This window comes from Glutamicibacter protophormiae (genome assembly GCF_016894325.1).
Classification (GTDB): Bacteria; Actinomycetota; Actinomycetes; order Actinomycetales; family Micrococcaceae; genus Glutamicibacter; species Glutamicibacter protophormiae.
Genome location: NZ_CP069806.1, coordinates 1,539,820 through 1,563,426 on the forward strand (window position 1 = coordinate 1,539,820; position 23,607 = coordinate 1,563,426).

14 protein-coding genes are annotated in these 23,607 nt (G+C 56.1%); 12 read left to right on the plus strand and 2 right to left on the minus strand.

All coding sequences use genetic code 11. The annotated features are described in order from the left end of the window. From JQN66_RS07215 to JQN66_RS07230, 4 genes are read left to right on the plus strand one after another with little or no spacing between them, the layout of a single operon-like run. Positions 1–1,116 carry a glycosyltransferase family 4 protein gene (locus JQN66_RS07215; protein ID WP_204677204.1) on the plus strand — a complete coding sequence of 372 codons (1,116 nt, stop codon included), beginning with the start codon at positions 1–3 and terminating at the stop codon, positions 1,114–1,116. Positions 1,117–1,151: 35 nt separating this feature from the next. Continuing rightward, on the plus strand, positions 1,152–1,886 hold the full coding sequence (locus tag JQN66_RS07220; protein ID WP_204677205.1) for a CDP-alcohol phosphatidyltransferase family protein: 735 nt from the start codon (positions 1,152–1,154) through the stop codon (positions 1,884–1,886). Next, entirely contained in the window at positions 1,879–3,270 is a 1,392-nt protein-coding gene (locus tag JQN66_RS07225) for a Wzz/FepE/Etk N-terminal domain-containing protein (RefSeq protein ID WP_204677206.1), read from the plus strand. The genes JQN66_RS07220 and JQN66_RS07225 overlap by 8 nt, the downstream gene beginning before the upstream one ends. Before the next feature lie 2 nt (positions 3,271–3,272). Continuing rightward, positions 3,273–4,535: an O-antigen ligase family protein gene (locus JQN66_RS07230; RefSeq protein ID WP_204677207.1), complete on the plus strand. Its 1,263-nt coding sequence runs from the start codon at positions 3,273–3,275 to the stop codon at positions 4,533–4,535. Between the two features lie 80 nt (positions 4,536–4,615). Here JQN66_RS07230 and JQN66_RS07235 read toward each other — a convergent pair whose 3' ends face one another. Further along, positions 4,616–7,141 carry a right-handed parallel beta-helix repeat-containing protein gene (locus JQN66_RS07235; RefSeq protein WP_204677208.1) on the minus strand — a complete coding sequence of 842 codons (2,526 nt, stop codon included), beginning with the start codon at positions 7,139–7,141 and terminating at the stop codon, positions 4,616–4,618. Positions 7,142–7,570: 429 nt separating this feature from the next. Between JQN66_RS07235 and JQN66_RS07240 the strand changes: the two genes are divergently transcribed. The 5 genes from JQN66_RS07240 to JQN66_RS07260 all read left to right on the plus strand — a co-directional run bounded on the left by JQN66_RS07240 (position 7,571) and on the right by JQN66_RS07260 (position 15,095). Then, positions 7,571–8,752: a DUF1972 domain-containing protein gene (locus JQN66_RS07240; RefSeq protein WP_204677209.1), complete on the plus strand. Its 1,182-nt coding sequence runs from the start codon at positions 7,571–7,573 to the stop codon at positions 8,750–8,752. Between the two features lie 106 nt (positions 8,753–8,858). Continuing rightward, positions 8,859–9,296, plus strand: a complete 438-nt coding sequence (locus tag JQN66_RS07245; RefSeq protein ID WP_204677505.1) for an FAD synthase family protein — start codon at positions 8,859–8,861, stop codon at positions 9,294–9,296. A 162-nt stretch (positions 9,297–9,458) separates the two neighbouring features. Then, positions 9,459–10,103, plus strand: a complete 645-nt coding sequence (locus JQN66_RS07250; RefSeq protein ID WP_204677210.1) for a hypothetical protein — start codon at positions 9,459–9,461, stop codon at positions 10,101–10,103. Then, the gene (locus JQN66_RS07255; RefSeq protein WP_204677211.1) at positions 10,100–13,621 is read left to right on the plus strand and encodes a PKD domain-containing protein; all 3,522 of its coding nucleotides are present in this window, start codon (positions 10,100–10,102) and stop codon (positions 13,619–13,621) included. Before JQN66_RS07250 ends, JQN66_RS07255 begins: the two co-directional genes overlap by 4 nt. A 40-nt stretch (positions 13,622–13,661) precedes the next feature. Then, complete coding sequence (locus JQN66_RS07260; protein WP_204677212.1) at positions 13,662–15,095, plus strand: glycerophosphodiester phosphodiesterase; 1,434 nt, start codon at positions 13,662–13,664, stop codon at positions 15,093–15,095. Between the two features lie 113 nt (positions 15,096–15,208). Here the strand turns inward: JQN66_RS07260 and JQN66_RS07265 are convergent, their stop codons facing one another. After that, positions 15,209–16,108 (minus strand): integrase catalytic domain-containing protein, encoded by a 900-nt coding sequence (locus JQN66_RS07265; protein WP_239464199.1) that lies wholly within the window; start codon positions 16,106–16,108, stop codon positions 15,209–15,211. 485 nt (positions 16,109–16,593) lie between these two features. On the opposite strand from JQN66_RS07265, the gene JQN66_RS07270 reads away from it, so the two are divergent. The 3 genes from JQN66_RS07270 (at position 16,594) to JQN66_RS07280 (ending at position 23,462) form a co-directional block, all read left to right on the plus strand. Continuing rightward, a complete protein-coding gene (locus JQN66_RS07270) occupies positions 16,594–19,131 on the plus strand; it encodes a response regulator transcription factor (RefSeq protein ID WP_239464166.1) in 2,538 nt (845 codons plus the stop codon). Positions 19,132–19,142: 11 nt separating this feature from the next. Beyond that, positions 19,143–21,743: a helix-turn-helix transcriptional regulator gene (locus JQN66_RS07275; protein ID WP_204677214.1), complete on the plus strand. Its 2,601-nt coding sequence runs from the start codon at positions 19,143–19,145 to the stop codon at positions 21,741–21,743. Positions 21,744–21,977: 234 nt separating this feature from the next. Continuing rightward, on the plus strand, positions 21,978–23,462 hold the full coding sequence (locus JQN66_RS07280) for a sugar transferase (protein ID WP_204677215.1): 1,485 nt from the start codon (positions 21,978–21,980) through the stop codon (positions 23,460–23,462). Positions 23,463–23,607: the final 145 nt, after the last annotated feature.

Sequence of the window (23,607 nt, forward strand, 5' to 3'; positions counted from 1 at the left end):
ATGTCCACCGAGCGCAAGAAGCTATTGATCATTCATTCTTCGGATGAACTCTACGGCAGCGACCGCATCCTCCTTGAGGTAGTGGAGGCCTTGAAACAGGTGTGGGAACTGACGGTGTGGCTTCCGACTGATCACCAAGATGGTAAACAGCGGTTGTTCAAGGAGCTGGGACAACGCGGCATCGAGGTGTTCCACATTGACATGCCGATCTTGCGCCGTGCGCTGCTCACCCCGCGAGGGGCGAGCCGCTTCCTGAGGCTCGCCCCGGGGATGGTCCGGCGCCTGCGCCAGGCCACGCCCGATCGGGTGTATTTGATGACTGGCGCGTGCCTCCTCTTCGCACCGCTGGCCCGGCTGGCCGGAATCAGCCACGTAACCGTGCACCTGCAGGAGCCCTGGGGAGCCAAGGAACAGCTGGTCCTCAGGCAGCTTGCTAGGTGGACGGATCATCGAATCGCCATTTCCCAGACCGTCGCCAAGTCAACCGGTCTGGCGATGGACAGCATCAACGTTGTGCACAATGCGGTACCACGGATCGAGGCTGCTCGGTCCGCGGAACCGCCGTTCCAGGACACTGAGTTGCCCACCTACTTGGTGGCCAGCCGGTGGAACGGACACAAGGGTCATGGCACCCTATTGCGTGCGTGGGAACTGGCTGGGCATCCGGGCAAGTTGTTCATTCTGGGCTCGGCACCACTTAACTCCGACGCCGTGGATGTGCAAGAACTAGTTGAGAAATACATTTCTGTTCCGCGCAGTGTGGAAGTGGTCGGACAGGTCGAGGATCCAACCGCATGGTTCGACGCCGTCGATTGCATGATTCTGCCGACCGATACCGTTGAAGGATGCGGCCTAGTTGCCATAGAGGCTTTTCGCCACGGCAAACCTGCGCTAGTCTCAGACTCAGGGGGACCCGCTGAAGTTGTCGTTCATCGGGAGAATGGACTGATTTTCCCCCCGCAAGGAGTCGAAGAATTAGCACAAATGTTAATGAACACGACCAAAGATCAGCTGCGTGAGTGGGGAGCTCGCGCACGGATTGATTATGAAAGGAACTATACGCCGGAGCGATACCATGCATCGATTCGGGAAGAACTGGCCAACGCAGCGTCATAGCAGTTGGCTGATTGACGAGTCATCTGGGGGACTCAATGATGAAAAATACTGGGGGATACAGCTCGGCCGTAGCCGAGCTAAAGAATCGACAGAAAACGAACAAGGGCGCACCTGCCTACTCTCGTTTTATCAATAGACCGCTGGGTCGTCGGCTCGCAGCCGCGGCCTACGTTGTGGGTATGACACCCAACCAGGTCACTGCGGTCAGCGCCGTATGCACCTTTGCCGGAATAGCCCTGATGGCTCTGGCAGAGCCGGTCTGGTGGGTCTCCGTGCTGGTTGCACTCCTGTTGGTACTCGGCTATGCGCTGGACTCTGCCGACGGGCAGTTGGCCCGGATGCAGAATAGTGGATCACCGGCGGGTGAATGGCTGGACCACATTGTCGACGCGGTGAAGATCGCGGTCCTGCATTTGGCCGTTCTCATCGTGTGGTACCGCTTTTACGAAGTGGACGCGCGCTGGTACCTGGTGCCTTTGCTCTTCCAGGCTACCGCGTCCGTCACATTCTTTGCCATGATCCTGACCGATCAACTGCGCCGTCAGCGTCAGGGTGTGACCGGGCATTTCCTGAAAGGGCAGGGAACTTCTTCGACGCTGTATTCCTTGGCGGTTCTGCCCACGGATTATGGACTGTTGTGCATTGTGCTGGCCATGGTCTTCTGGCAGACCGGTTTCCTGATTTTGTACAGCCTGCTTTTGGTAGCCAACCTCGGCTTCCTGGTCCTAGCGCTGGGCAAGTGGTTCAGGGAGATGAACAGTCATGACTAGAAGCCTTGATTTCACCGAGCGCAATGTCTATCCGGGCCCGCAGGACCGAGAATTCTTAATGAATGCGCCCGCCAGCGGAGGATCCGGAGGTGCCCACGGTATGGATCTGAAAGACTACGTGGGGGTACTCAAGAATCGTTGGATATGGATTGTTATCGCCACGACTCTCGGGGTGGTGGCCAGCCTCGCCATCACCATGGCCATGACGCCGAAGTACACTGCGAAAGCTACCCTGTTTGTAACGGTTCAATCTTCGCAGGACACCGCCTACGCACGCAGCCAGTACGCAATGCAACGTGTCGGTTCTTATCCGCAACTGATCAGCGATCCAGCGATCCTTAATGGTGTCATTAAGGAGCTGGACCTGGACCTGAGTATGCAGGACTTGAAAGAATCGCTCACCGCGGCAAATCCGGTGGATACGGTGCTGATCAACGTGACCGGGTCGGCCAACACGGCCGAGCGTGCCGCAGACATTGCCAACGCCGCCGCGCCGTTGCTGGCCGAGCAAATCAGTGCGTTGGAGAACACCGATCCGGAAAAGCTGTTGGTCACCCCGGAACTTTCGGTTCCGGCCACTGAGCCCGTCAGTCCGGTCGCGCCGCGCAAGACGGTTAACCTGGCGCTCGGATTCATTGCTGGGCTCAGCCTCGGTATCGTTTTGGCCTTGATCATAGACAAACTGGATCCAAGGGTCATTCGAGCCAAGGATGCCGAACGCCGCACGAACCTTCCGGTGTTGGGTAAGGTCTTCACTGCGCGTGGCAAGTCGGGCAATGGGCGCAACCGCAATGACTATCGGCAGTTGGTCTCCAGCCTACTCATGGCCAATGACGCTCATCTGCCGCAACGGATCCTCATCCTCTCCGATCCGAAGGCACCAACCATTGATGCAATCGAGTTGGCTTCCACCTTGGCTGCCATTGGTAAGAAAGCCTTGGTGGTCCAGGGCGACACACGCATGCCACCGCTGGATACGGCAGAGTCAACATCTGTGGGACTGGGGCAGGTCTTCTTGCGTACGGTGACGTTACAACAAGCCGTGCAGAACAAGCCGGAGGTTCCCATGGGCTACCTCCCGGCCGGATCCGAAGAGGTGGAACTGCGTGGCTATGACGTCTTCCGGCAAATGGAGCCGATGATTGCGGACTTGGAATCGGGACATGACGTAGTCATTATGCTTACCACGATGCAGTCGACACCGGTCGATGGAGCGGCCGTGGCGATTCATTGCGATTGCGTCCTAGTGACCTGCCAGGAGAAGAAAACCACATTCGGGCACTTGAAGCGGGTAATCAACGACCTGTCCTCGGTTCGAGTCGGGGCCACGGGGCTCATTGTGCTTCGCAAGTCACGACGGTTCGCCCGCCCGCGTAAGGGCTAGCCGTGCGCGGCACTATTACCGCGCGCTGGAATGTTGTCACGGAACGTCCCGCGGCCAGACATGCACCCGGGCAACAGGCGCACAGCGGACATTTGTATGGGATCTGGATTCTGCTCGTCTCTTGTATCGTCGCCTGGCGCCAGGGCTCCTTTTACACCGGCGGCATGGACCCAGTGGTGCTGATCAAGGCAGCACTACAGGCTACAGCCCTTTTCTGGGCCGCGGCAGTTTGCCTGAACAGCCCCAAGCGTTACCCTCTGGGCATGCGCTCCTTGGGGTTCCTGATGCCGATCTTGGCCGTAAGCATGGTGGGCGCGCTGGCCAGCGGGAACCTATCTGCCTCGGCAATCATTGCCGTGCGTGTCTTGATGATGGCGTTGACGGTCATGTTCCTGATGCGAGCTTTCCCCGTGCAGAAGATGCTGCTCGCCATGTGCCTGGCATTGTCGCTCGTTGGCCTCCTCAGCGCCGGATCCGGGCTGGTACTCAGTGACGGCGGGAGGCTCTCTGGGGGGATTCCTCCGCTGAGCCCCAACGAAATCGCCCTGCTCGCAGGCCTGCCCGGCTTGTTCTTGTTGCATGAGGGACTGCGTGCCCGCATCCGTTGGTTCCACGGGATTGCTCTTGCAGTCCTGTGCGGGGTGCTCGTTCTCTCGGAATCACGCACGGCGCTGATTGGGGCTGCCTGTGCTGTAGGGCTACTGCTGATTTTTATGCGGCGTATCCCGATGTCAATCATCGTGACAGTCTTGTTGGTGCTTCCTGTGGTGTTCTACACCGTCTTCCTGACCCCGATGGTGCAAAACTTCATGAGTCGTGATGACAGTGCGTCGGTGCTGACCTTGAATTCTCGCACGATCAGTTGGTCAGTGGTCCTCAACCTTCCCTGGGACAGCTGGGAGCGGTGGTTTGGCGAAGGCCTGAGCATGAAGACGATTGCGGTGCAAGGACAGTATTGGGATGAACAGGTCTTCGACTCGTCGTGGATCTCGCTCCTGGCGCAGACCGGCGTCATAGGTACGGGCATTGCGATGCTGTGGGTGTTGGCCTGCGTGCTGTCTGCGGTAAGGAGCAGAAAAGTCAGATCGATCTATCTTGGCCTCTTGATGTTCGTGCTTATCCGTTCAATCATGGAAAACGGGCTGATCGATGCCGGGGTGATGTTCTTGGTGTTTTTCACTCTCTCGCTGAGTTTGGAGGCCCCGTCGCTGGGTTCCAGCCCAGACTGGAACACTACCTCGCCCCTGAAACCGCGTTCGCCGTAGCTGCGGTGCAGGGAGATTTGCAGGAAGCCCACCGTGGGAAACAAGCAAACTTGTTTCCCACGGTGGGCTTCGAACTGTTGCTAGCGCTTGAAGGCGCCGAGCTGTTTGGAGCTTGTATTCTTGCCGATCAGCGAAGCGATTGCCTCCGGCAACGCGGTCGCATTGCTGTTTTTAGCAGTCACTGTCGGCGCAACGTTATGGGCTGAATCGATGACTGCGGTACCCAGCAGTTCGGTGGAGGACGCATCTTGCGAGGTGGCCTTCTGGAATGCACTCAGCGTCGTGTAGACCGCGGGGTTCCCTGCCCCCTTGGACCAAACCACCGACCACTGCGGGCTGGAACCCGTGGCGCGGTTGTAGATATTCGAACCTAGGGAGATTTTCATGTCTTCGGCCGAGAACTGCTTGGAGTAGTCCTCCACGGCCACGATCGCGTTGCCGCCTCCGGTATTCGAGAATACGTTGTTCTTAACCGTGATGTTCTTGATGATCCACGGCATCGTGTTGTCGGGGAACGACTGGCGCGGGTCATGTCCCGCATCGCTCTTGTTCGCCCCGCGGCGTGCATCCTGTACGATGTTCAATACGCGGTTGGAGCCGCTGATGGTGTTGTTCCAGATCGCGACATCGTTGGTGTTATTCAGCTTGATGCCGTTTCCGCCATTGCCCACGATGCGGTTGTTGGCCACCGTCGATTTGGCGGAAATCTCCAAGGATAGGCCATGACCCGTGTTGTTCAGCATGTCGTTGTTCAGGATCTTGGAATCATAGACAGATTCATCGATCCACAAGCCAGGGCCCTTGTTGCTGGTGAACTGTGAGTCCTTCACGGCAACGCCACGACTCCGGGTGATCTTCAGACCACCGGAGACCGGTGAAGAATTGAAATTCTCGGTATTGTTTCCGTTTGAGGCCAAGTTCTGTACCTGCAGCCCGTCAGCATAGACGGCGTTCATTCCGAGCATTCCCGACCCGCTGATCTTCACATTGCTGATCGTGTTGTTGGTAGCACTGACGTTGATGCCGGTGGTTGCGGAGTCTTGAACGCTCAGGTTCTTGAGGGTGATTCCACTCTTCTCTGCGGTGATGGCACCCATATCCGGGACCGAAGGGGAGAATCGCTTGACGTTGATGCCATCCACCGTCGTCTTGGCTGCCCGGATCGACATGGCCTTGATCAAGGTGCTGGCCTCGACCTTCTTGCCATTGGGGTTCGTGCCGAGGTAGAGCTTGTTCGCTGACTTGTCGACGTAGAACGTCCCGGCCTTCAGCGCCGCCAGGTTCTGAACCTGGGTTTGTCGTTCGCCTGAGATCCACACCTGTTCAGGGTTGGCCGCCATGGGGTAGTTCGCGTTGACGAATCCCCAAGCTTCCTTGGTGCTGTCGGACGCTCCGCGGGTATAGGTCGGCGATGCGTCAAAATCAAGGTTCCAAGCGGTGACGTATCCGCCGGAGGACGCCGTGAATCCGGTCAGCGTTTCTGCCCCGTCCAGCCATACAGTTTCACCAGGATAGTTCCTCACTACGACACTCTTGCCGTCGGGGATCAACACGGACTCGTGATACGTTCCAGCCCGAACGACGATGGTCTGTCCACTGGAAGCCTTGGCAATTGCCTTGGAGATCGTTTTCAGGGGCGCGGAGGCCGATCCTCCAGCGGAATCTGAGCCCTGGGCCGAGACGTAGACTGCGTTGGAGGGTAACGTTACATTTTCGCTCTCAGGTTTTGGTGCGGATTCGGTTTCTGGCTCGGTCGGTGTGGGTGCTGGCACATCGGTTTCGTCTGGCTTCGGCGTCGTGGGCTTGGACGATTCGACCGGGGCCGGCTGCGGGGTTCCTATGCCGAGGACCGGAGAAGTGGCTGACTGCGCTTTCAGATTATCGAGATGGAAGCCGGAGTTGCGCGTTGCCGAAGAGGACAGATAGCCGCCTATGCGTAGATCTCCCTTGCCTGCGATGGCACTATTTGCGGTGTCGGTGTGCTCGATCTGCCACGCGGGAGCAGTGGATCCCTGATATGCGCGGGACTTCAAAGTCGGCTGAGCGGATCCGCTGACTTCGAAGTCGATATGAAAAGTCTGTCCCGCCCCAACGCCGGAGGCGACCTGTGCAGACTTGAGCACGTTTTTGGTGCCGTTGATCGTCTTGGAGATCTCAAGACGCAACACGCCCTTGGAATTCAGGCGCAGCGCACTTTCGTAGTGCCCTGCGGTGGTGTAGCGCAGGGCTACGCTCGCGTAAGCCGATCCGGCGGACGGCAGTGAGTCGAAAGAGAGATCGAAACCGGCTGCGACGTTTTGCTGATTAAGGTCTACCGTTGCTGTTGAGTTTTTCCCCGGCTGAAGAACCACGGCTCCGATGTTCTCAGAAACGGAGAAGCGACTTGCGGCATTGTGAGCGTATTTACTTCCCTGATCGGGAGTGCCCCAGCCCGAAGCCACGGTGCGATCCATGGAATCGGCGAAGTATTGAGTGGCGGCCGCTGCTTGCGGGGTAGTGACGGCAAGGGGCAACGCCTGGAGCCCTGCGGCCAGAACGCTGCCTGCCAGAATCGCGGAGAGGGCGGCTTTGACAGTCTTGCTCTTGAGCGTAGATTCTTGGCGCATGGGGAGTGCGTCGGCAGAGTGATTGTGGGGGTTCAAAAGTGATGTCCTCGCGTTGCGTTCTCGCGCTCCCCAGCAAAACGATACGCAGATTGGATGGTGTGCAATGTCAAGTGGATCCGTATTTATCCACGACACGAGTCTGGCACAGTCCTGATCGTTATGCAAATGTGATCTTAACAGCAAAATCGTTATTCAATTGAGATGATCTACCTAAGAGGGGTGGTCAGGCCGGGATGGCGGGTACTGAGTATAGGTAAAAAATCTTTCGACTGAGTATCCGATTACGCGTGTTTAGGTGCCAGCATGAGCCTAGAGTCACAACAATAGCTTGGACGTAAGCCGACACATGTTTACGCCGTGGGGGGCTCCATTACTTTGGGTCGGCAGGAACGTACTGGCAAGAATTTGTTGTTATTTTGGGGGAACAACATGCAACGTAGGGGACGTCAGAATGCCCGAAAAGCGATCCGCATCGCACTAATCGGTACTCGGGGAGTGCCGGCGAGATATGGCGGGTTCGAAACGGCAATCGAAGAGGTCGGCCAGCGGCTGGTTGCAGCTGGTCATGAGGTGATCGTGTACTGTCGGGGTGCCGAACCAGCAGAGCGCGCTGACCAGTACCTGGGAATGAAGCTGGTCCATCTTCCCGCGATGAGGAAGCGCAGTCTGGAGACGCTGAGCCACACCGCGCTGTCAGTGATCCATGCCATCTTCAATCGACCAGACGCCGCAATCGTTTTCAATGCAGCTAACGCTCCGCTCTTGCCGCTGCTGCGCCTTGCACGGATTCCAGTGGCCACGCACGTGGATGGGTTGGAATGGAAACGTGCGAAATGGGGTCCTGTCGGCCAGAAGTACTATCTGGTATGCGAGCGTTTGGCAGTGTGGTGGTCCAAGGAACTAATCTCGGATGCACGTGGTATTGCCGACTATTACACCGAAAAGTTCCGCAAGCCTTCACGCCTTATCACCTATGGTGCTCCCGTTCTCACTGCGGTGGGTTCCAGCCGTATCGCTGAACTCGGATTGGAGCCCGGACAGTACCACCTGGTAGTGGCCAGATTCGAGCCGGAGAACCATGTTGAAGTCATCGTGCGCGGTTACACGGCCTCAAAGGCTAAGCTTCCCCTCGTTGTTGTAGGTTCCGCTCCCTATGCCGAGAAATACACCCAGGATGTGCACGCGGCGGCCAACGAGGCGGTGAAGTTCTTGGGCGGTGTATGGGATCAGGAACAACTGGACGAACTCTATGCCAATGCACTGGTTTATTGGCATGGGCACTCGGTAGGGGGAACCAACCCATCCCTATTACGCGCTATCGGTGCGGGAACCGCTGTGAATGCCTTCGATGTGAATTTCAATCGAGAGGTACTTCAAGCAGCCGGGCAGTTCTTCGCCAATTCCAATGAAGCCGCCCAGCAGTTCGAACAGGTAGAACAAGATCTCGAAGGCACTAAGGCGCGCGCCGCGCATTCGGTGCTCCGAGCCCGGGATTACGACTGGGACGACGTAGCTGCCGCATATGAAAAGTTGTCACTCGACCTTGCGCGAGTTGTTCATCTAGATATCGGTGCACACTCGCCCGTTGAATCCAGAACACAGCCTGTCTAGGCCCTTCCGGCCTAGCGTTTCAAGCTCTACCACGCTCGTTCGATGGCCTTTGGGACGACCATCAGTTTTTCTGAACACTCGCTATTTTTGGGGACCGATCTAAGTGATTATTGGATATGCAGCTGGGGCATTCGACCTTTTCCATGTTGGGCACCTGAACATTCTTCGACAGGCCAAGGCCCGTTGCGACTATTTGGTAGCTGGCGTTGTCAGCGATGAGCTGGTTGAAGCTACGAAGGGCTACCGTCCGGTGATTCCGACAGCGGAACGGGCCGAGATAGTTTCGAACATCTCGTTCGTTGACCACGTATACATCGAATCCAAGCCGAATCGGCTGGACACCTGGCAGGACGTGCGCTTCGATGTCTTCTTCAAAGGGGACGATTGGAAGGGCACCTCCAAAGGATTGGACTTGGAGCAACGACTGGGAGCAGTCGGCGTTCGAGTCGAATACTTTCCCTACACCATGCACACTTCCAGCACGCACCTGCGCCGAGCGCTAGATGCACTGGTGGCCACCTCGGCCGCTCTTGGCCATGCGTAATCGGGAGCGAGCATGAAGTCGGACCATTGCGTCGCAACGCAGAGACCCCATGCCAGATTTGCCCCAGGAAAAATACTGGGAGCTTGTTCATTCCTTGTCTTAGGAGTGCTCTTGTCCGGTTGCACCACGGGGGAGCCGGACACCGGAAGCTCAGGCCTTTCCGTGGAACCAACGGCAGAGGCGCCTTCGGTAATACCGGAAGTTTCGGGCTCTGCTCGTGCCACTGAACCTGATGACGGCACTGCCAACGCGGAGCCCAAAAAGGACATAAAAGGCGACAACAAGCCGACGACGAATTCTTCTCCGGAAGCACAGGGAGTATCCGAGGATGCGAAATCCTCCTGGACCAAGGTTGAGAATGCTCTGGAGGTTGCCGAAGATGCGGATCAAGCACGCCAAGAACCGCCTAAGGCTAAAGCGGTTGGATTAGATGAGGTAGTTCCCGCCGGTGCCAAGGCCAGTATGCACTTGAAGAGTGTGGAGTTAACACAGGCTGAAGCCGACGGTATCGGCCAAATTGCAGGACCGGCACTGATGCTCGAAATTGGGATCGACAACGAGTCAAAGGACGAATTGGATCTGTCGCGAATGGAGATCACTGCCTACGTCGGCAAGGATCTCACTCCGACGAATCTCCTGACGGACTCACGCTCTGTTGCGCTTCCGGCTGCGGTGAAATCGGGGGAAACCGTCGAGGGCACCTATCTATTTTCCGTTCCCAACGACGAACCAGGAACCGTCACGATCCAGTTCAATTCGGGTAACGAAACGGAAGTTCAAATCCTCGTGGGAGAAGTAAAGTCATGAAAGACAAGCCGATGCGTCGACTCGCAAGATCTTGGATGGCCAATGCCAGCGCTGTAGCACTCGTATTGACGATGGTTTTAATCTCACCGGTTGCGGCACAAGCCGAATCACATCCGGACGATGCCGCAGAACCGGCCACGGTTACCGCCGATGCATTGCCAACCGTGCAAATTAATGGCGTAGTTTGGTCGCAAGCCGTCATCGGGAATACTGTTTTCGCCGGCGGTAGCTTCAGCAACGCGCGCCCTGCTGGCGCTGCGGCCGGAACACAGACCACCACTCGCAATAATCTCCTGGCCTACGACATCACTACCGGTGAACTTATTGAAGGTTTCGCACCCTCGTTCAATGGGCAAGTACTAACCGTTGCCGCTTCGCCGGACGGAAGCAGGCTCTACGTAGGCGGCGATTTCACCACAATGAACGGACAGAGCGCCTTGCGCCTTGTCGCCCTCGATCCGCAAACCGGACAGCGAATCAGTTCATTCGATCCGCAGCCTTCCAACACCGTCCACTCAGTGATCGCCACGGATTCAACGGTGTATTTCGGCGGATCTTTCTTCCGTGTAGGAGCCGCCTGGCGTGACCAAGTCGCGGCAGTTCGTGTGAGCGACGCGGCGTTGTTGACCTTCCGCCCGGTGGTGGCCGGAGGTAAGGTCACCTCGTTGGCTCTGTCTCCAGACGAGCAAAAGCTGGCCATTGGCGGCTATTTCAATTCGGTCAATGGCACTACTTCCGATGCGAGTGCACTGGCGGTGGTGCGTACAGACACCACCGAAAAACTGCCATATCCTGCCTCGGCCTACGTGCGGAACGGTGTGGGTGGTGACGGCTCGATTACTACATTGAGTAGCGACTCTACGAGCTTTTACGCCGGAGGATTTACCTTTGGGCGTACGGCGACTCTTGAGGGAATTGTTGCCATTAATTGGGATGACCTAGATACTAAATGGCTAGAAGACTGCCACGGCGATACCTATTCCGTGTTTGCCACCGACTCATTGGTCTACATGGCCGGGCATCCGCACTATTGTGGAAATATCGGCGGATTTCCGCAGGAGACTACCTGGGGTCACCAGCGTGCCATGGTCTTCGGCAAGGAAGCCACTGGAACCATTACCAGGGAGATCCACGGATACACGAACTTTGAAGGCCTGCCACATCCGGAACTGAAAAACTGGTTCCCTGCGTTGAGCGTTGGAACCTACACCGGCCAGAACCAAGGTCCGTGGAGTGTCGCCGGCAATGACGACTATGTTGTCTACGGTGGAGAGTTCTTGCGTGCCAATTACAAGGATCAACAAGGTTTGGTTCGTTTTGCCGTTAGCGACAAGGCTCCTAATCTGCGTGGTCCCGAGCCCCAGGGTGATGCCTTCGTTCCGACGCTCACCTCGTCCACAGCCGGTGAGGTGCGTGTCAGGTGGCAGGCTGCCTATGATCAAGACGATTCAAAATTGACCTACAAAGTCATTCGGGACGGCAATAACGCTAATCCTGTGGCAACTTTCGAGGAATCATCCAACTTCTGGACCCGCCCTGGAATGTCCTTTACCGACAAAGGGTTACAGCCCGGAAGCACCCATAGTTATCGCATTTTTGCAGCGGATCCCACCGGCCGTGAAGCCAGAAGCCAAACGGTGAGTATTACTGTTGCCGGTACCACCACGCCCCAAAGCGGATACTCACAGGTCGTCAATGCCGACGATCCGGAACATTATTGGTCGCTTGAGCCCACAACCGGATCCGGCGTTGCCGACCTGGCCGGTAATTCCGACTTCAGTTTGACCGGCAATGCGACCTTGGTCGCGGGGCCGACAATCAGCGGGGCCAACGGCACCGCAGTGCAGCTGGGCAGTGGAACAGCGAGCAATCCGGTGCGATCGGTGCGAACCAATGAATTCAGTAGCGAACTGTGGTTCAAAGCCAGCTCAACGCAGCGCGGCCGTTTGATCGGCTACGGCAACGCCATCACCGGCAACTCCACTGAACATGACCGGGTAACCTATATCAATAACAATGGACGGATCAGCTTCGGAGTCACCGAACGGGGTACCAAGCGAGTGATTAGCTCATCCAAGAGCTACACGGATAACAAATGGCATCAGGTAGTCTCGACGCTGGGGCCCGATGGTATGCGCCTTTACGTGGATGGCGAAGAGGTTGCCTCGCGTGCTTCGACCAAATCGGCCCTCGAATTGGACGGCTATTGGCGGCTAGGCTCCGACCGGATGTCCGGCTGGACCTCGGCTCCGTCCTCCGGATTCGCCGGATTAGTTGATGAAGTATCGCTTTACGGCGAGCAGCTGCCGGAATCAGTGATTGAGAACCACTATCGCGCCGGAACCGGAGCCACGGCCAATATTTCGCCGACTGCGGTGTTCACTACACAGGCCAGCGACCTGACCTTGACCGTGGATGCTGCTGCCTCAGAAGACCCAGACGGAAGCATTGTTTCATATGCCTGGGACTTCGGTGATGGGGGTACAAGCAGCTCAATCAGCGCTGAGCACAGCTATGATGTGGCAGGTGACTACACGGTCACGCTGACGGTCACTGACAATGCCGGAGCCAGCAAGACGGCAACGAAGCAGGTGACTGTGACGGACCCGCCAGTGCCCAACCGGGCGCCGGAGGCATCTTTCTTCGCGGAGATCAAAGACCTGTCGGTCACGCTGGATGCGACAGGAAGCACCGATCCTGACGATGATGAATTGAGCTACTCGTGGGACTTCGGCGACGGAACTATCAACGGCAGCGGATCATCGGTTGAGCATGACTATGCTGAAGCCGGAGATTACGAAGTGACGCTTACGGTGGAAGACCCGGATGGCGCCAGTGATTCCGTCTCCGACACGATCACCGTGAACGCGCCTGCCGGTCCTTTAGCCAAGGACGCATTCGAACGCAATGCAACCGGAGGTTGGGGCACGGCTGATATCGGTGGGCCATGGAGCCGCACAGGGGCTGCCTCTACCGCATTCGTCACAGGTGGAGAGGGAAAGATCCTGGCGGCCAACGCTGGATCGGGGCCCGCTGTGTACCTGCCCACTGTGAACTTATTGGATGCAGAGGCCTCGGTGAGTCTTTCTCTGGACAAGCAACCGACGGGTTCAGGAGTCTATGTCTGGTTGTCGCCGCGCTATCTCAGCAACGCCAACCAGTACGCGCTCAAGATACAGATGTCCAGTTCAGGAGGCGTGACGCTTTTCCTGTGCAGGTCAGTTGATGGCACCGAAAGTATTCTGACCTCGACTTCCATGTCTTCCTTGGGATATCAGGCAGGACAGAAGCTGAATCTCAAGGTTTCCGCGGTCGGTGCCAGCCCCACGACACTGAGTGCGAAGATCTGGAAAGACGGAGCCGCCGAGCCTTCGGCCTGGCAACTCTCTGTTCAGGACTCCACCGCGTCGCTGCAAAACGCCGCGGGACTGGGCCTTCGTATGTATTTGTCCGGAAGCACGACCAATGCGCCGATCGTCGGTTCCCTCGATGACCTACTGGTCGTGAGGCCTGAGTGAGATAAAACCGTTCACATCCGTTTCCAAGTCTGGGGTGGTCATGGAGAATCGGAAAGTAGAAGCGCTGAATTACACCAGAAGAGCCTTTCTGGGGCTTGTCGGGACGGTGGTGTTGGCCGGATGCAGTCCGGCCGCACCGCTGTTTCGCAATACGGACCAAGCAAAAACGGTTCAAGACTTTGTTAATGAGGAAAGCTTCGTCATCGCACATCGAGGGTCTGGAGACACTTGGACTGAGCACACGCTGGCCGCCTACCAGAATTCTGTTGAGGCCGGAGCGAGAGCTATCGAGATTTCCGTTCACCGTACGCTCGATGGGGTGTTTATCTGCCACCATGATGCGAACCTGCGGCGCATGACCGGTGTGGACAAGAATATCGCGGACCTGACTTATGCAGAGCTAGACATGATCCGCAACGACGCTCGGGAGTGGCTTGGACCACGTGCCGGTACCGAACCGATCCCTCGGCTTCAGGATGTGCTGGACCGGATTCCCCGTAATGTCTTCCTCTTCATCGAGGACAAGACGGGACAGAACACAAGTTCCCTTCTTGATCTCATGGACAGCGTCGAAGCGGCAACCTCGCGGATGGTGTGGAAACAGAACTGCACCGCTGAGGGATATGTGCTGGCCCATGAGCGGGGGTACTTAACCTGGGGGTATTTCGCACCGGAAGCCTTCGAGTTAATCCCCCAGCTTCAAGAACGATTTGATCTACTGGGAATCCACGATTCCGCCTCCGACGGGCAGCTTTCCTTGGTTGCGTCATTCGGCAAGCCAGTGATCTGCTGGGAAATCCATACCTTGTGGCAACGCGAACGCACGCTGAACGCTGGTATCGCGGGGCTGATGGCCTCCGGTTACCCCTACATCAGTCGCTCGTCGCGCGATGTCTCAATTAGTACGGATACCTTCCGCTCAGGGCTTCGCTCTCCAGGGGACCTGCCCGATGCGTTGACATGGACCGCGCAACCGGAGCTCCGCATGGCTGATGGAGCATTGTGTTTCTCCGGAATACGAAAGTCTAGCTATGTGCTTGGATCGCTCTCACCGCTTATTGAAGGGACCAAAGCGGTGCGTTTCCAGTTGCGGTGGCCAGAAGCCACGAATGAGAAGCGGATTGCTGGTTTCGCTTTCGGTCTGCTCGACGATCGGCCCTATCGCGCTTTCGAGGCGTCACAAAAGCAGGGCATTCATCTGCAGATTGAATCAACGGGTGATGTATCGCTGTGGAAGGCTTCCGATGAGGCTCCACTGAAGTTAAATTCAATTCACATCGGACAAATCGATGCGAGTGAATGGCTGCAGGTGGACCTGCAGATGTCTGGTGATTTCTTAGAGATCAGTTTTCCGAGTAAGGGGCGCAACATGAAGTTGACGGCGCCAGTATCCCTACATGGATTTATTTCACTTTTGGCTTTGATAAATGCCGGATTGCCGGTGGAATTTAAGAATGTTCAAATCGAATCTTGACTGAATAGCTTAAAGATCTCAGAATCATTAGAAAGGCTCAATGGCACAGTGCCTCATGTCAATATGCTAGCCAAATCTCTCTGCGTGCCTCATCCAAAACTGCACGCCAAAACTTAGGCGGCACCCGATGCCTGGGAACGGCTCTTCGCCGCCGCGCACCGGATCAGCTGCGCCTGCACCTCACCGATCCTGCGGGTCAGCGAGGCCAAATCCACCGTCTCATACAGCCGCCGTAGTGCGGCCCGTTCTGGCGGGAGCAGGATCCCGGTGTCCAGCACGCGTTGCGCCGGGGTGCGCGGCGCGTCATAGGTGCGCACGTACCGGCCCGACGTAGTCCGCCGGTACCCGACGGCTTTCTTCGTGGGCAGGAACAGGTTCTTGCGCAGGTTCACCGCCTCCCACAGCTCGTTGAGCAGTTCCAGCTCGGCGGTCGTGTCATACCGGTAGCGGAAGGCACTGCGCCGCACCACATCCGCATTCTTCTGCTCGGCCCACGGGTTATCGTTCGAATGATTGGGCCGGGACCTTGAACGTACCAGCCCGTGGTGCTGCGTCCACTGGTACAAACCCTCGTTGAGGAATTCGGAGCCGTTGTCCGAGTGAAGATGATCTATCGGGTAGGGAAACTGGTTGCTGATGTGGTCGAAGGCCTCAACGATCCATTTGGAGGCCTTGTTCTTGATAGTCCGGTTCACGGTCCATCCGGTGAATATGTCCGTGGCGGTGAGGGTGAAGGCATGTTCACCTTTGAGGGTGTGCCCGCAGTGGGCCACGGTATCCACGGCGATCAGCCCGGGCTGCTGGTCGAGTGCCGGAACCCTGGTCATCAACGGGATCAACTCGGTCAGCCGGGTGGTGCGGGACTTGGTGGAGGACTGACCCACCGGGTCCATGGCCGCCTTGGTGGGTTTGAGAATCCGGTCGATGGTCGCCGGGCTCATGGCCAGCAGCTGTTCGCGCACGTGAGGGGTGTATCGGCGGGCCTCGGGGCCGAAGCTGGCGAAGCGTTCCATGTTGTTCAAGGTCGGTTCCATGATCGGGGCCAGGTATTTACCGCAGGGCTGGCCTGCGGTGTTCCAGACGCGGATCAGAACCTTGAGGGTGTCATACCCGTATTTCGGCGGCCGACGCCTGCGCAGGCGGGCCGGTTCGGTCTTCTTCGGGGCCTTCAGTGCTGCGGATAGGCGGCGGCGGGCGTTGGCCCTGGACCAGCCGACCTCGGCGACCAGCCGGTCCAGGATGACACCTTTGTCCTTTTGGTGGCCTTGGCGTTGGCCCGAGCTTCCTTACGTGTGATCTCTTTTCGAGCGCTCATTGATAACCCGTATCCCATCGGTCTAGAACATCAGGAGTACTCGATCGGCGGTAGGGTTTGGCGTGCATTTTTTTAGCTGAGGCACGGATACCGTTTCGCGAGCACTTTTAATGAGTTTCGCCGAATGGTGGACTTTCAAGCGTGCTCGAACTAGGGTGAAAGGACTCACTGTGAGTAGGGATCTTGGGGAAGATCCTTCACAGCCGTGACGGCAGCAGTGCTGTTTGGGGGAATATCGTGTTAATCAGAAAGAATTTTGGGGAGCCTTCACGTACATACGACGCTCTGGGGAGTCTGTTGGAAGCGTCCGCTGAGGTCGGCGATGTGCGTGTTTATGATGATCGTTTGTGGAGAGAAATCGAGCGTGCAATAGCAACGCCGGCTCTCTTTGGCACGGTCGTGCAACGTGGAGACGAGTCCGACTATGGGGCGCACCTCAGCACTCTGTTGCATTCGCGCTATGGGGCATCAAAGGTCCTAGATATTTCGTGCAGCTCGTATTCGCGGGCAATAGACTACGGGGCGTTGCTATATCTGCTGCGAGGCCCCGAAATCGTTGACACTTCTTCTGACGTTGCTGTGTTTCTAGCCATCAAACGGAAGCTAGGCAAAATATGTCAGGAACCTCCCGTCATCGTGATTGACCACGCAGATTTCCTTGATGCTCGCAGCGCCCAGATGCTGGTGCAATTGGCTAGCGCTGGTTTGCTCAGGATGATTCTACTGGCTCGCCATCTAGAAGACCTGCCGCATCCTGTGTATGGCTTGTTACACAAACGACAGCTTAGCGTGATGAGCAATCTGATTCTTACTCGTTCGCAGTTCAATCAGTATTTGATTAAACGACTGGGCCATGAATTTGCCCCTTCAGTTGCTTCACACTATTGGACGGCTACCCGTGGCGAACTGAAGTGTCTGGAAACGCAGATTAAAGCCGACCTGCGTAGGGGGATGCTAGTCAAAGAAGGTCCGCTGTGGGAGCTTAGCGCTGACCAAAAACTCATTGAGTCTGAGAGAGACTCACTTGGTTCTGTAGGGGGGATGATTCGTATCTCTGAGAGTCGCGAGGCGAAAACGCAGTGGGCGGGACAAGAACAACCAACGGACCGCGCGAATCCTCGCAAGTCCATGCGGAGCCGTGGACGCCTCACCAGTACGGTGGCATTTGATTTGTCTGGGAGCGGCCAACACGAAGAGGAATCGAATGTTCAACACTTCCGGGTTCACGAAATGGCTTCTTTGGTGCCTAAGAAGCCCTTAGAAGCAGTTCAGCCGAGGCTTGACTCGTTGAAGTCCGTAGGAGGGTGCCCTCAATCCGCGCAAGGTCAAGCGGAGCTAAAAGCTCGAGAAGTCTGGGCAGCGCATGAAGCCGTAGGCGATCTTGACAGTGCATATCGATCCATCCGCGCACTGGAGGTGTCTCGTACCGGTACCTGCATCGGTAGTGGTTTGCACCTGCAAACGACAGTCTTGACTCGATACCTCGAAATTCGGCGGGGAGTGCCGTTAGACCGCGGAGGGCCATGGGTGCTTTCCCATCAAGAAGTCCTAGGACTTCTTGATGCCTCGTGGTCTGATGAATCCCTGCGATTGTTGGGCATGCTGTGCGTGGCTCACGCACTCTCTGAAACTGGACGGAATACGGAGGCTAAACGTCTGCTTTCGTGGAGCATAAACCAATTCGAAACTTTGAACCAGAACAAGTTCGATCTTCGGCACCGGTTGCTTGTGGCACCTATTACCTACGTTGCAATGGAGCTGGCCACGAGGTTGAAAGAGGATACCGTGGCCGTTTCCTTCAGCGGCCATGTGCGAAATCTCCCGCTCGTTGACGAAACTGCTGAACATTACGCGACGTATTTCACGCTGGTACATGCGCTAGGGTCAGGGCAGCAACACGACGATGACTACCTTCAATCGATGATTCGCGTCCTTCAGGACGGCCCAATGGCAAAGGGTGCTGGTCCGTTGATCAGATGTGCCGAAGCAACCATTGCACTGAGTCACGGGCAGCACTGGGCGGGCGCTGAACTCCAGCAGCTCACCCGACCGGCAATCGTCAACCACGCGACTTTGCAGGTAGCTCAGCTTTCATGTCGGTCATTGATGCGGTTTTCCGAAACCATGCCGCGTTGCCTCCCATTGCGGGAGCTCAGTTACAGTGCGCTAATACTTGGAGATCAGCTGACAGCAATCGACCTTTCGTTAGTCGCTACCGTCACAGGTGAAGAATTTTCTGCAGACATATTCGCTTCAATCGTTGGTGATGACTTTTCCGAAACGCGTGCAGCCTTGGCCTGTCTATCGCAGGCGATGAACTCAGCGGATACGGGCCAAGAAATGGCAGCACGGATCAATCTGGCCGAGCGGGGTTTCTACTTTCAACTCGAAACGTGGTCCAGCCGGCAGGTAGGGCTAGCCACGATCGACAAATCTAGGGTGCGCCGTGCACTCATGAAGCCAGCGGATTCACCTGAGGCTGCTCTCGCCCAAGGGTTGAGCGAGCCGAGCGTCGATCTTTTCGCCTGGGCAAGAACGCTGACCAAACGAGAAAGGACGATTGCCGCGTTGGCGGCGGCGGGACGCCGGAATCGAGAGATTGCAACGGAGTGCAGAATCTCAGTCCGTACGGTGGAAGGGCACGTCTATCAAATTCTGGCTAAGCTTGGCCTGTCCAGCCGCCGTGAACTCGCGACTTTCATAGACCCTTCGATGGGTTAAGGAGCGGCGAAGTGAATACACATTCGTCCAATGCCACGCGCGTACCCGAGGCTCAAACAGTGCTTGCCGAGCTCGAGGAACTGACCTTGCCAGTCATCGCGGTCCAAGGGTATTTGGGGTCTGGCGTAGCCCATCTCATGAGCGCGCTGGAGCAGCTATCCGCGGATCCTGAAAGTCGGCGTGCGACCATGCGCATTCGGGCAGGGAAGGAACACCAAAACATACCCTTTGGATCGTTGCTTTCCCTCCTTGACCGACAGTACGAGAGCGATGGATACATCGATGTCATTCGTTGTGTTGAACAAGCGTTTGAACAGAACAAACGGGGACCAAACCAGAGAACTCTTCTCATCGTTGACGATGCTCAGTACTTAGACCCCGAATCGGCCTATGTTCTATGCCAAATTGTTCAAGGGCATGGAACCGAGCTTGTCTTGGTCTTTTCGGAGAGAGTCGATAATCTAGCGAATTTAGAACCGCTTCAAGCTCTAGGAGCTCTCCCGGTATTGGAGCTACAAGTTCTACCGCTGTTACGTACCTCCCAACACCTTCAGGACGTTCTTGGCATGGAATTGACCAGAGGGAGCATTGAGGTCATCCACTCCGCGTCGGGTGGGATCCATGACCTGATTTCGCTTTGCATCGAGCGTCTGATTGCCAAGGAAGGATATACGAGTATTGCTGGGCTGGTGGCGGTTGATGCAGAGATTCTGGAAAATGATGAGTCGTTGCTTGAACAAGCTTGGTTGATGATTTCAGGGCTCAGCGTAAAAGATCGCGAACTTCTCATCGGTGCCGGACTCTCCGGCGGGATTCCCATCTTGCAATGCCAGCAGTTAGATGCGGAAGCCTTCAACTTTTTGTTGAACAGCGGTGTCATCGTGATTGACCCCTCGAGGACAGTTCGACTGGGTTCATCTATTCTCGTGAATTCGATCAGGATGTTTTGCCCGCAGAAGGAATCGCATCACGTGTATAACCGGTGGAATACACTATTGAACGAGCCCGACATATGGCAGGGTGCCTGGTGGCGTGCCAGTATCGCCGTTGCGATGGACGAAGCGGTACTGACAGCAGCAATTGAACAAGCAAATGACCGCTGCGATTACCTCCTCGCTCTAGAACTGGACCGTGAACACACCGGTCAGGATGCATCGATAGAGCGTGAACTTCAAGTTGTGAGGGCTGCTGCAGAATGCGGACGACATGTAGAAGTCTTGCATCTCTTAGAGAATACCGACGTGACTGGACTATGCCTCGGAGAACTCAATCAGATGAGCAGTATCTGGTTGACGGTGTTAACTCTCGCTGGTACAGGAACCAAGGACGTCGAACGAGCTATCGAATGCTGGGATGCCATGGTTAGTATTCTTGGTCCTGCGGATGGCGAGCAAATAGGCCAAAGGATCCGTGTGGCTGGGCTATTGAGCTCCAATGAAAACGATGCAATACGACGTGAAAACTTGCTGGGCTTCCTCGATGATCGGGTTGCAGACGACGTGCTTACTTGTGCAGTCATCGCCGGCTTAGAACAGTTACTGCTGCATTTCAGCGACGAGCCAGTTCAACGTGCGTTGACCAGAGCCGACAGCATCACATCTGGTGCGGTGAAAATGCGGTTGCTCGCAACGGTCACCGTTGCGAGCACACTTGAGCGAGACGCAGCATGGACCCCACAGACAGGGCGAATACTGGAGTATCGTGGCGTAGCTGCTGTTCGCACCATCTCTGCGCTCGAATCGATGTTCTTGGCAATGCGTGCAGATAATGAGAACAGAATCTCGGAGAGCTACATCCTCTTCAAACACGCGTCAATCGACTACTCAATTTCCGGAAACGTGCAATTGAGCAACTACTGTGCCACTCAGGCAATGCTACGGTCGCCGGCACTGGCGAGGGATTCTAGCTTCAAAATTCATCTTCGGAAGGTGGACGACATCCTTGGGTCGGAACCACCACTGTTCAGAAATCATTCACGGTTGCGCGCTTTGGTCGAACACCAGCAGAACCCTGCAGAACTGGCATCGGTGGTCCAACAAGTTTCCTATGAGTTGGAACCGGAGATTGCGCTTCAAGGACTGTGGCATATCTATAGAAACTTTTCGGTCGACGCGCGGAGGGCCGCCCATTCCGCTATAGGGTCTGTCGCTCACTTGGGGAAGCGGCTGACCTACGGGAGGCATCTGGGGAAAGCACTCATTCTCGATGCCGCGGTTAGCGGCAACGAACAGCAGCTTAAGGTCGTGGTATCAACTCAGAACAGTGACGTCCCGGCTGTTGAATCAACTGCGTGGGCCTGCGTACTACTCTCCGCCTCGGCCGGCGAACAGGAAAGGATCAGTGCCCGACGATATTTCTATGCACAGCATCCGGAGAATCGAAACGTGCCAATCGTCGTCGAAGCCCTAAATGCCAGGGGGCTTTCAGAACGTGAACTGGAAATTGCTCGACAAGTAGCTGCGGGAATGAGCAATCGGCAGATCTCGATCTCAATGAACTTGTCTACTCGAACTGTCGAGGGCCACGTCTATCGAACTTTCAGAAAGTTGGGCGTTGAGGAACGTAAGGAGCTCATGCAGCTGGTGAACTTGGGCCAAGAGCTGAACGAGTAGCCCATAGGTATTCATAGCGGTAAGGCAGGTAGCCTGCGGGCATTGCTTCCCGAGTAACCTAGACAAATTGCGTATGAACTACTCGTGAACCTAAGCCAACTGATTAATAACATGAAGTCGAGTTCGGGTTATTTTGGGGGTAACCGTTCAAGGAGCTATCCAACGCCATTGTTTCGTGCGCCCCCGTACCTGAGATGAACTTTTAGAAAGTCGATCCACAGGGGAGTGGAAAATATGGCTACTTGGGTTGGGGAACCTGAGATATCGCATACTACGACGGTAAAAATGCCGTGGCAGACGGTGCAGTCAGCAAGTAATCAGGCAAAGATTCCAAGTGCAAAGCTACGGCGGCGACGCTGGATAGCTTTCCTCGCCGGGACTGATTTTGTGCTGGCCACATGTTGGGTTCTTGCCGGACTACTCTCCGCCTCGGGCAGCCGAGCCATCGGGACAGAGGTTGTGGGCCTCGCTTTCATTTTGGTCTGGTTCTTAGCATTGAATTTCAAGGGAGCCCGAGAAAACCAAGTGCTTGGTGTGGGGTCGGAAGAATACAAGCGAGTGCTCGGTGCAGGAGTCCTAACTGCAGGTCTGGGGGCCATTGCAGTTGTTATGACCGACGGAATGATTCCGCGAGAGATAATCCTCGCCGGTGTTCTGCCCGGAACGCTGGCTATGCTGGTGGCCCGTTGGGTGCTACGGCGTATATTGCACGCCAGGGCAAGGGAGGGTTCTACTCTGTCTCGTGTCGTGGTCATCGGTGCGGCCCAGGACATAAAATACATAGACAACCAGATTCAGAAAAAAACTTCGTCCATGTATACCGTCGTGGCGGCCATCGAAGACACCGGCTCGGCACTAGCTTTGCGCGACGTACCAGTTAGCCATCAAGTGGAGGACTTGCAGGATCTCTTAGCCTTGCACGATGCTGATGCCGTCATGATCGCCGGGACACTGAACGCAGGCGGAGACTCGATCAAGCAGTTGAGCTGGGAACTTGAAAGCTCGGGAACAGAATTGATCCTCGCATCGAGCCTTACGAATGTTGCTGGGCCACGAATCAAAGTTCGCCCAGTTGAGGGTCTACCGCTGATGCATGTCGAACCACCCGCATTTACCGGCGCCAGAGTCTGGATCAAGCGGGCCTTGGATGTCATCCTTTCCGCCGCTGCTTTGATTCTTCTGTCCCCACTTTTCGGAGCACTCGCGTTAGCTGTACGTCTGGATTCACCAGGTCCGGTAATTTTTCGCCAAACACGTGTCGGTAAAGATGGCAAGGAATTTGTCATGTACAAATTCCGCACCATGGTTGTTGATGCCGAGCAACGGCTGACGGAATTGCAGGATGCTAACGAAGGAGCGGGGCCGCTCTTCAAACTGAAGACCGATCCCCGAGTCACAAAAATTGGTAGGGTGCTTCGCAAGATGTCCCTAGACGAATTGCCACAGATTTACAACGTTCTGCGTGGAGAGATGTCGTTGGTTGGCCCGCGCCCGCCATTACGAAGCGAAGTCGACGTTTACGAGCGGCATATTTATCGCAGGCTCTTGATCAAGCCAGGCCTCACCGGGCTCTGGCAGGTCAATGGTCGAAGTGACCTTAGCTGGGAAGACAGCGTTCGGCTTGACCTTTACTACGTGGAGAATTGGTCTGTCATTGGTGACCTGGTCATCATGTGGCACACCTTCAAAGCCATGATCCGTCCGCAAGGAGCGTACTGATTTCCTATCACTCAACAAATACTTTCCTGAGAGCTCTTGCTGGTTTCCCCCGGAGCAAGAGATGGTGGCTCCGCATTACCCAGAAATGCGGGGCCACCACTTCTTGGCGCATCGTGTAGCCGTGCAGAATTCTTCAAAGTCCAAA

Bases quoted from the DNA above. Each gene is read 5' to 3' on its own strand.
- JQN66_RS07265 (WP_239464199.1), bottom strand. From the start codon at position 16,108: ATGGAACGCTTCGCCAGCTTCGGCCCCGAGGCCCGCCGATACACCCCT.
- JQN66_RS07260 (WP_204677212.1), top strand. From the start codon at position 13,662: ATGGAGAATCGGAAAGTAGAAGCGCTGAATTACACCAGAAGAGCCTTT.
- JQN66_RS07240 (WP_204677209.1), top strand. From the start codon at position 7,571: ATGCAACGTAGGGGACGTCAGAATGCCCGAAAAGCGATCCGCATCGCA.
- JQN66_RS07255 (WP_204677211.1), top strand. From the start codon at position 10,100: ATGAAAGACAAGCCGATGCGTCGACTCGCAAGATCTTGGATGGCCAAT.
- JQN66_RS07225 (WP_204677206.1), top strand. From the start codon at position 1,879: ATGACTAGAAGCCTTGATTTCACCGAGCGCAATGTCTATCCGGGCCCG.
- JQN66_RS07215 (WP_204677204.1), top strand. From the start codon at position 1: ATGTCCACCGAGCGCAAGAAGCTATTGATCATTCATTCTTCGGATGAA.
- JQN66_RS07280 (WP_204677215.1), top strand. From the start codon at position 21,978: ATGGCTACTTGGGTTGGGGAACCTGAGATATCGCATACTACGACGGTA.
- JQN66_RS07220 (WP_204677205.1), top strand. From the start codon at position 1,152: ATGATGAAAAATACTGGGGGATACAGCTCGGCCGTAGCCGAGCTAAAG.
- JQN66_RS07235 (WP_204677208.1), bottom strand. From the start codon at position 7,141: ATGCGCCAAGAATCTACGCTCAAGAGCAAGACTGTCAAAGCCGCCCTC.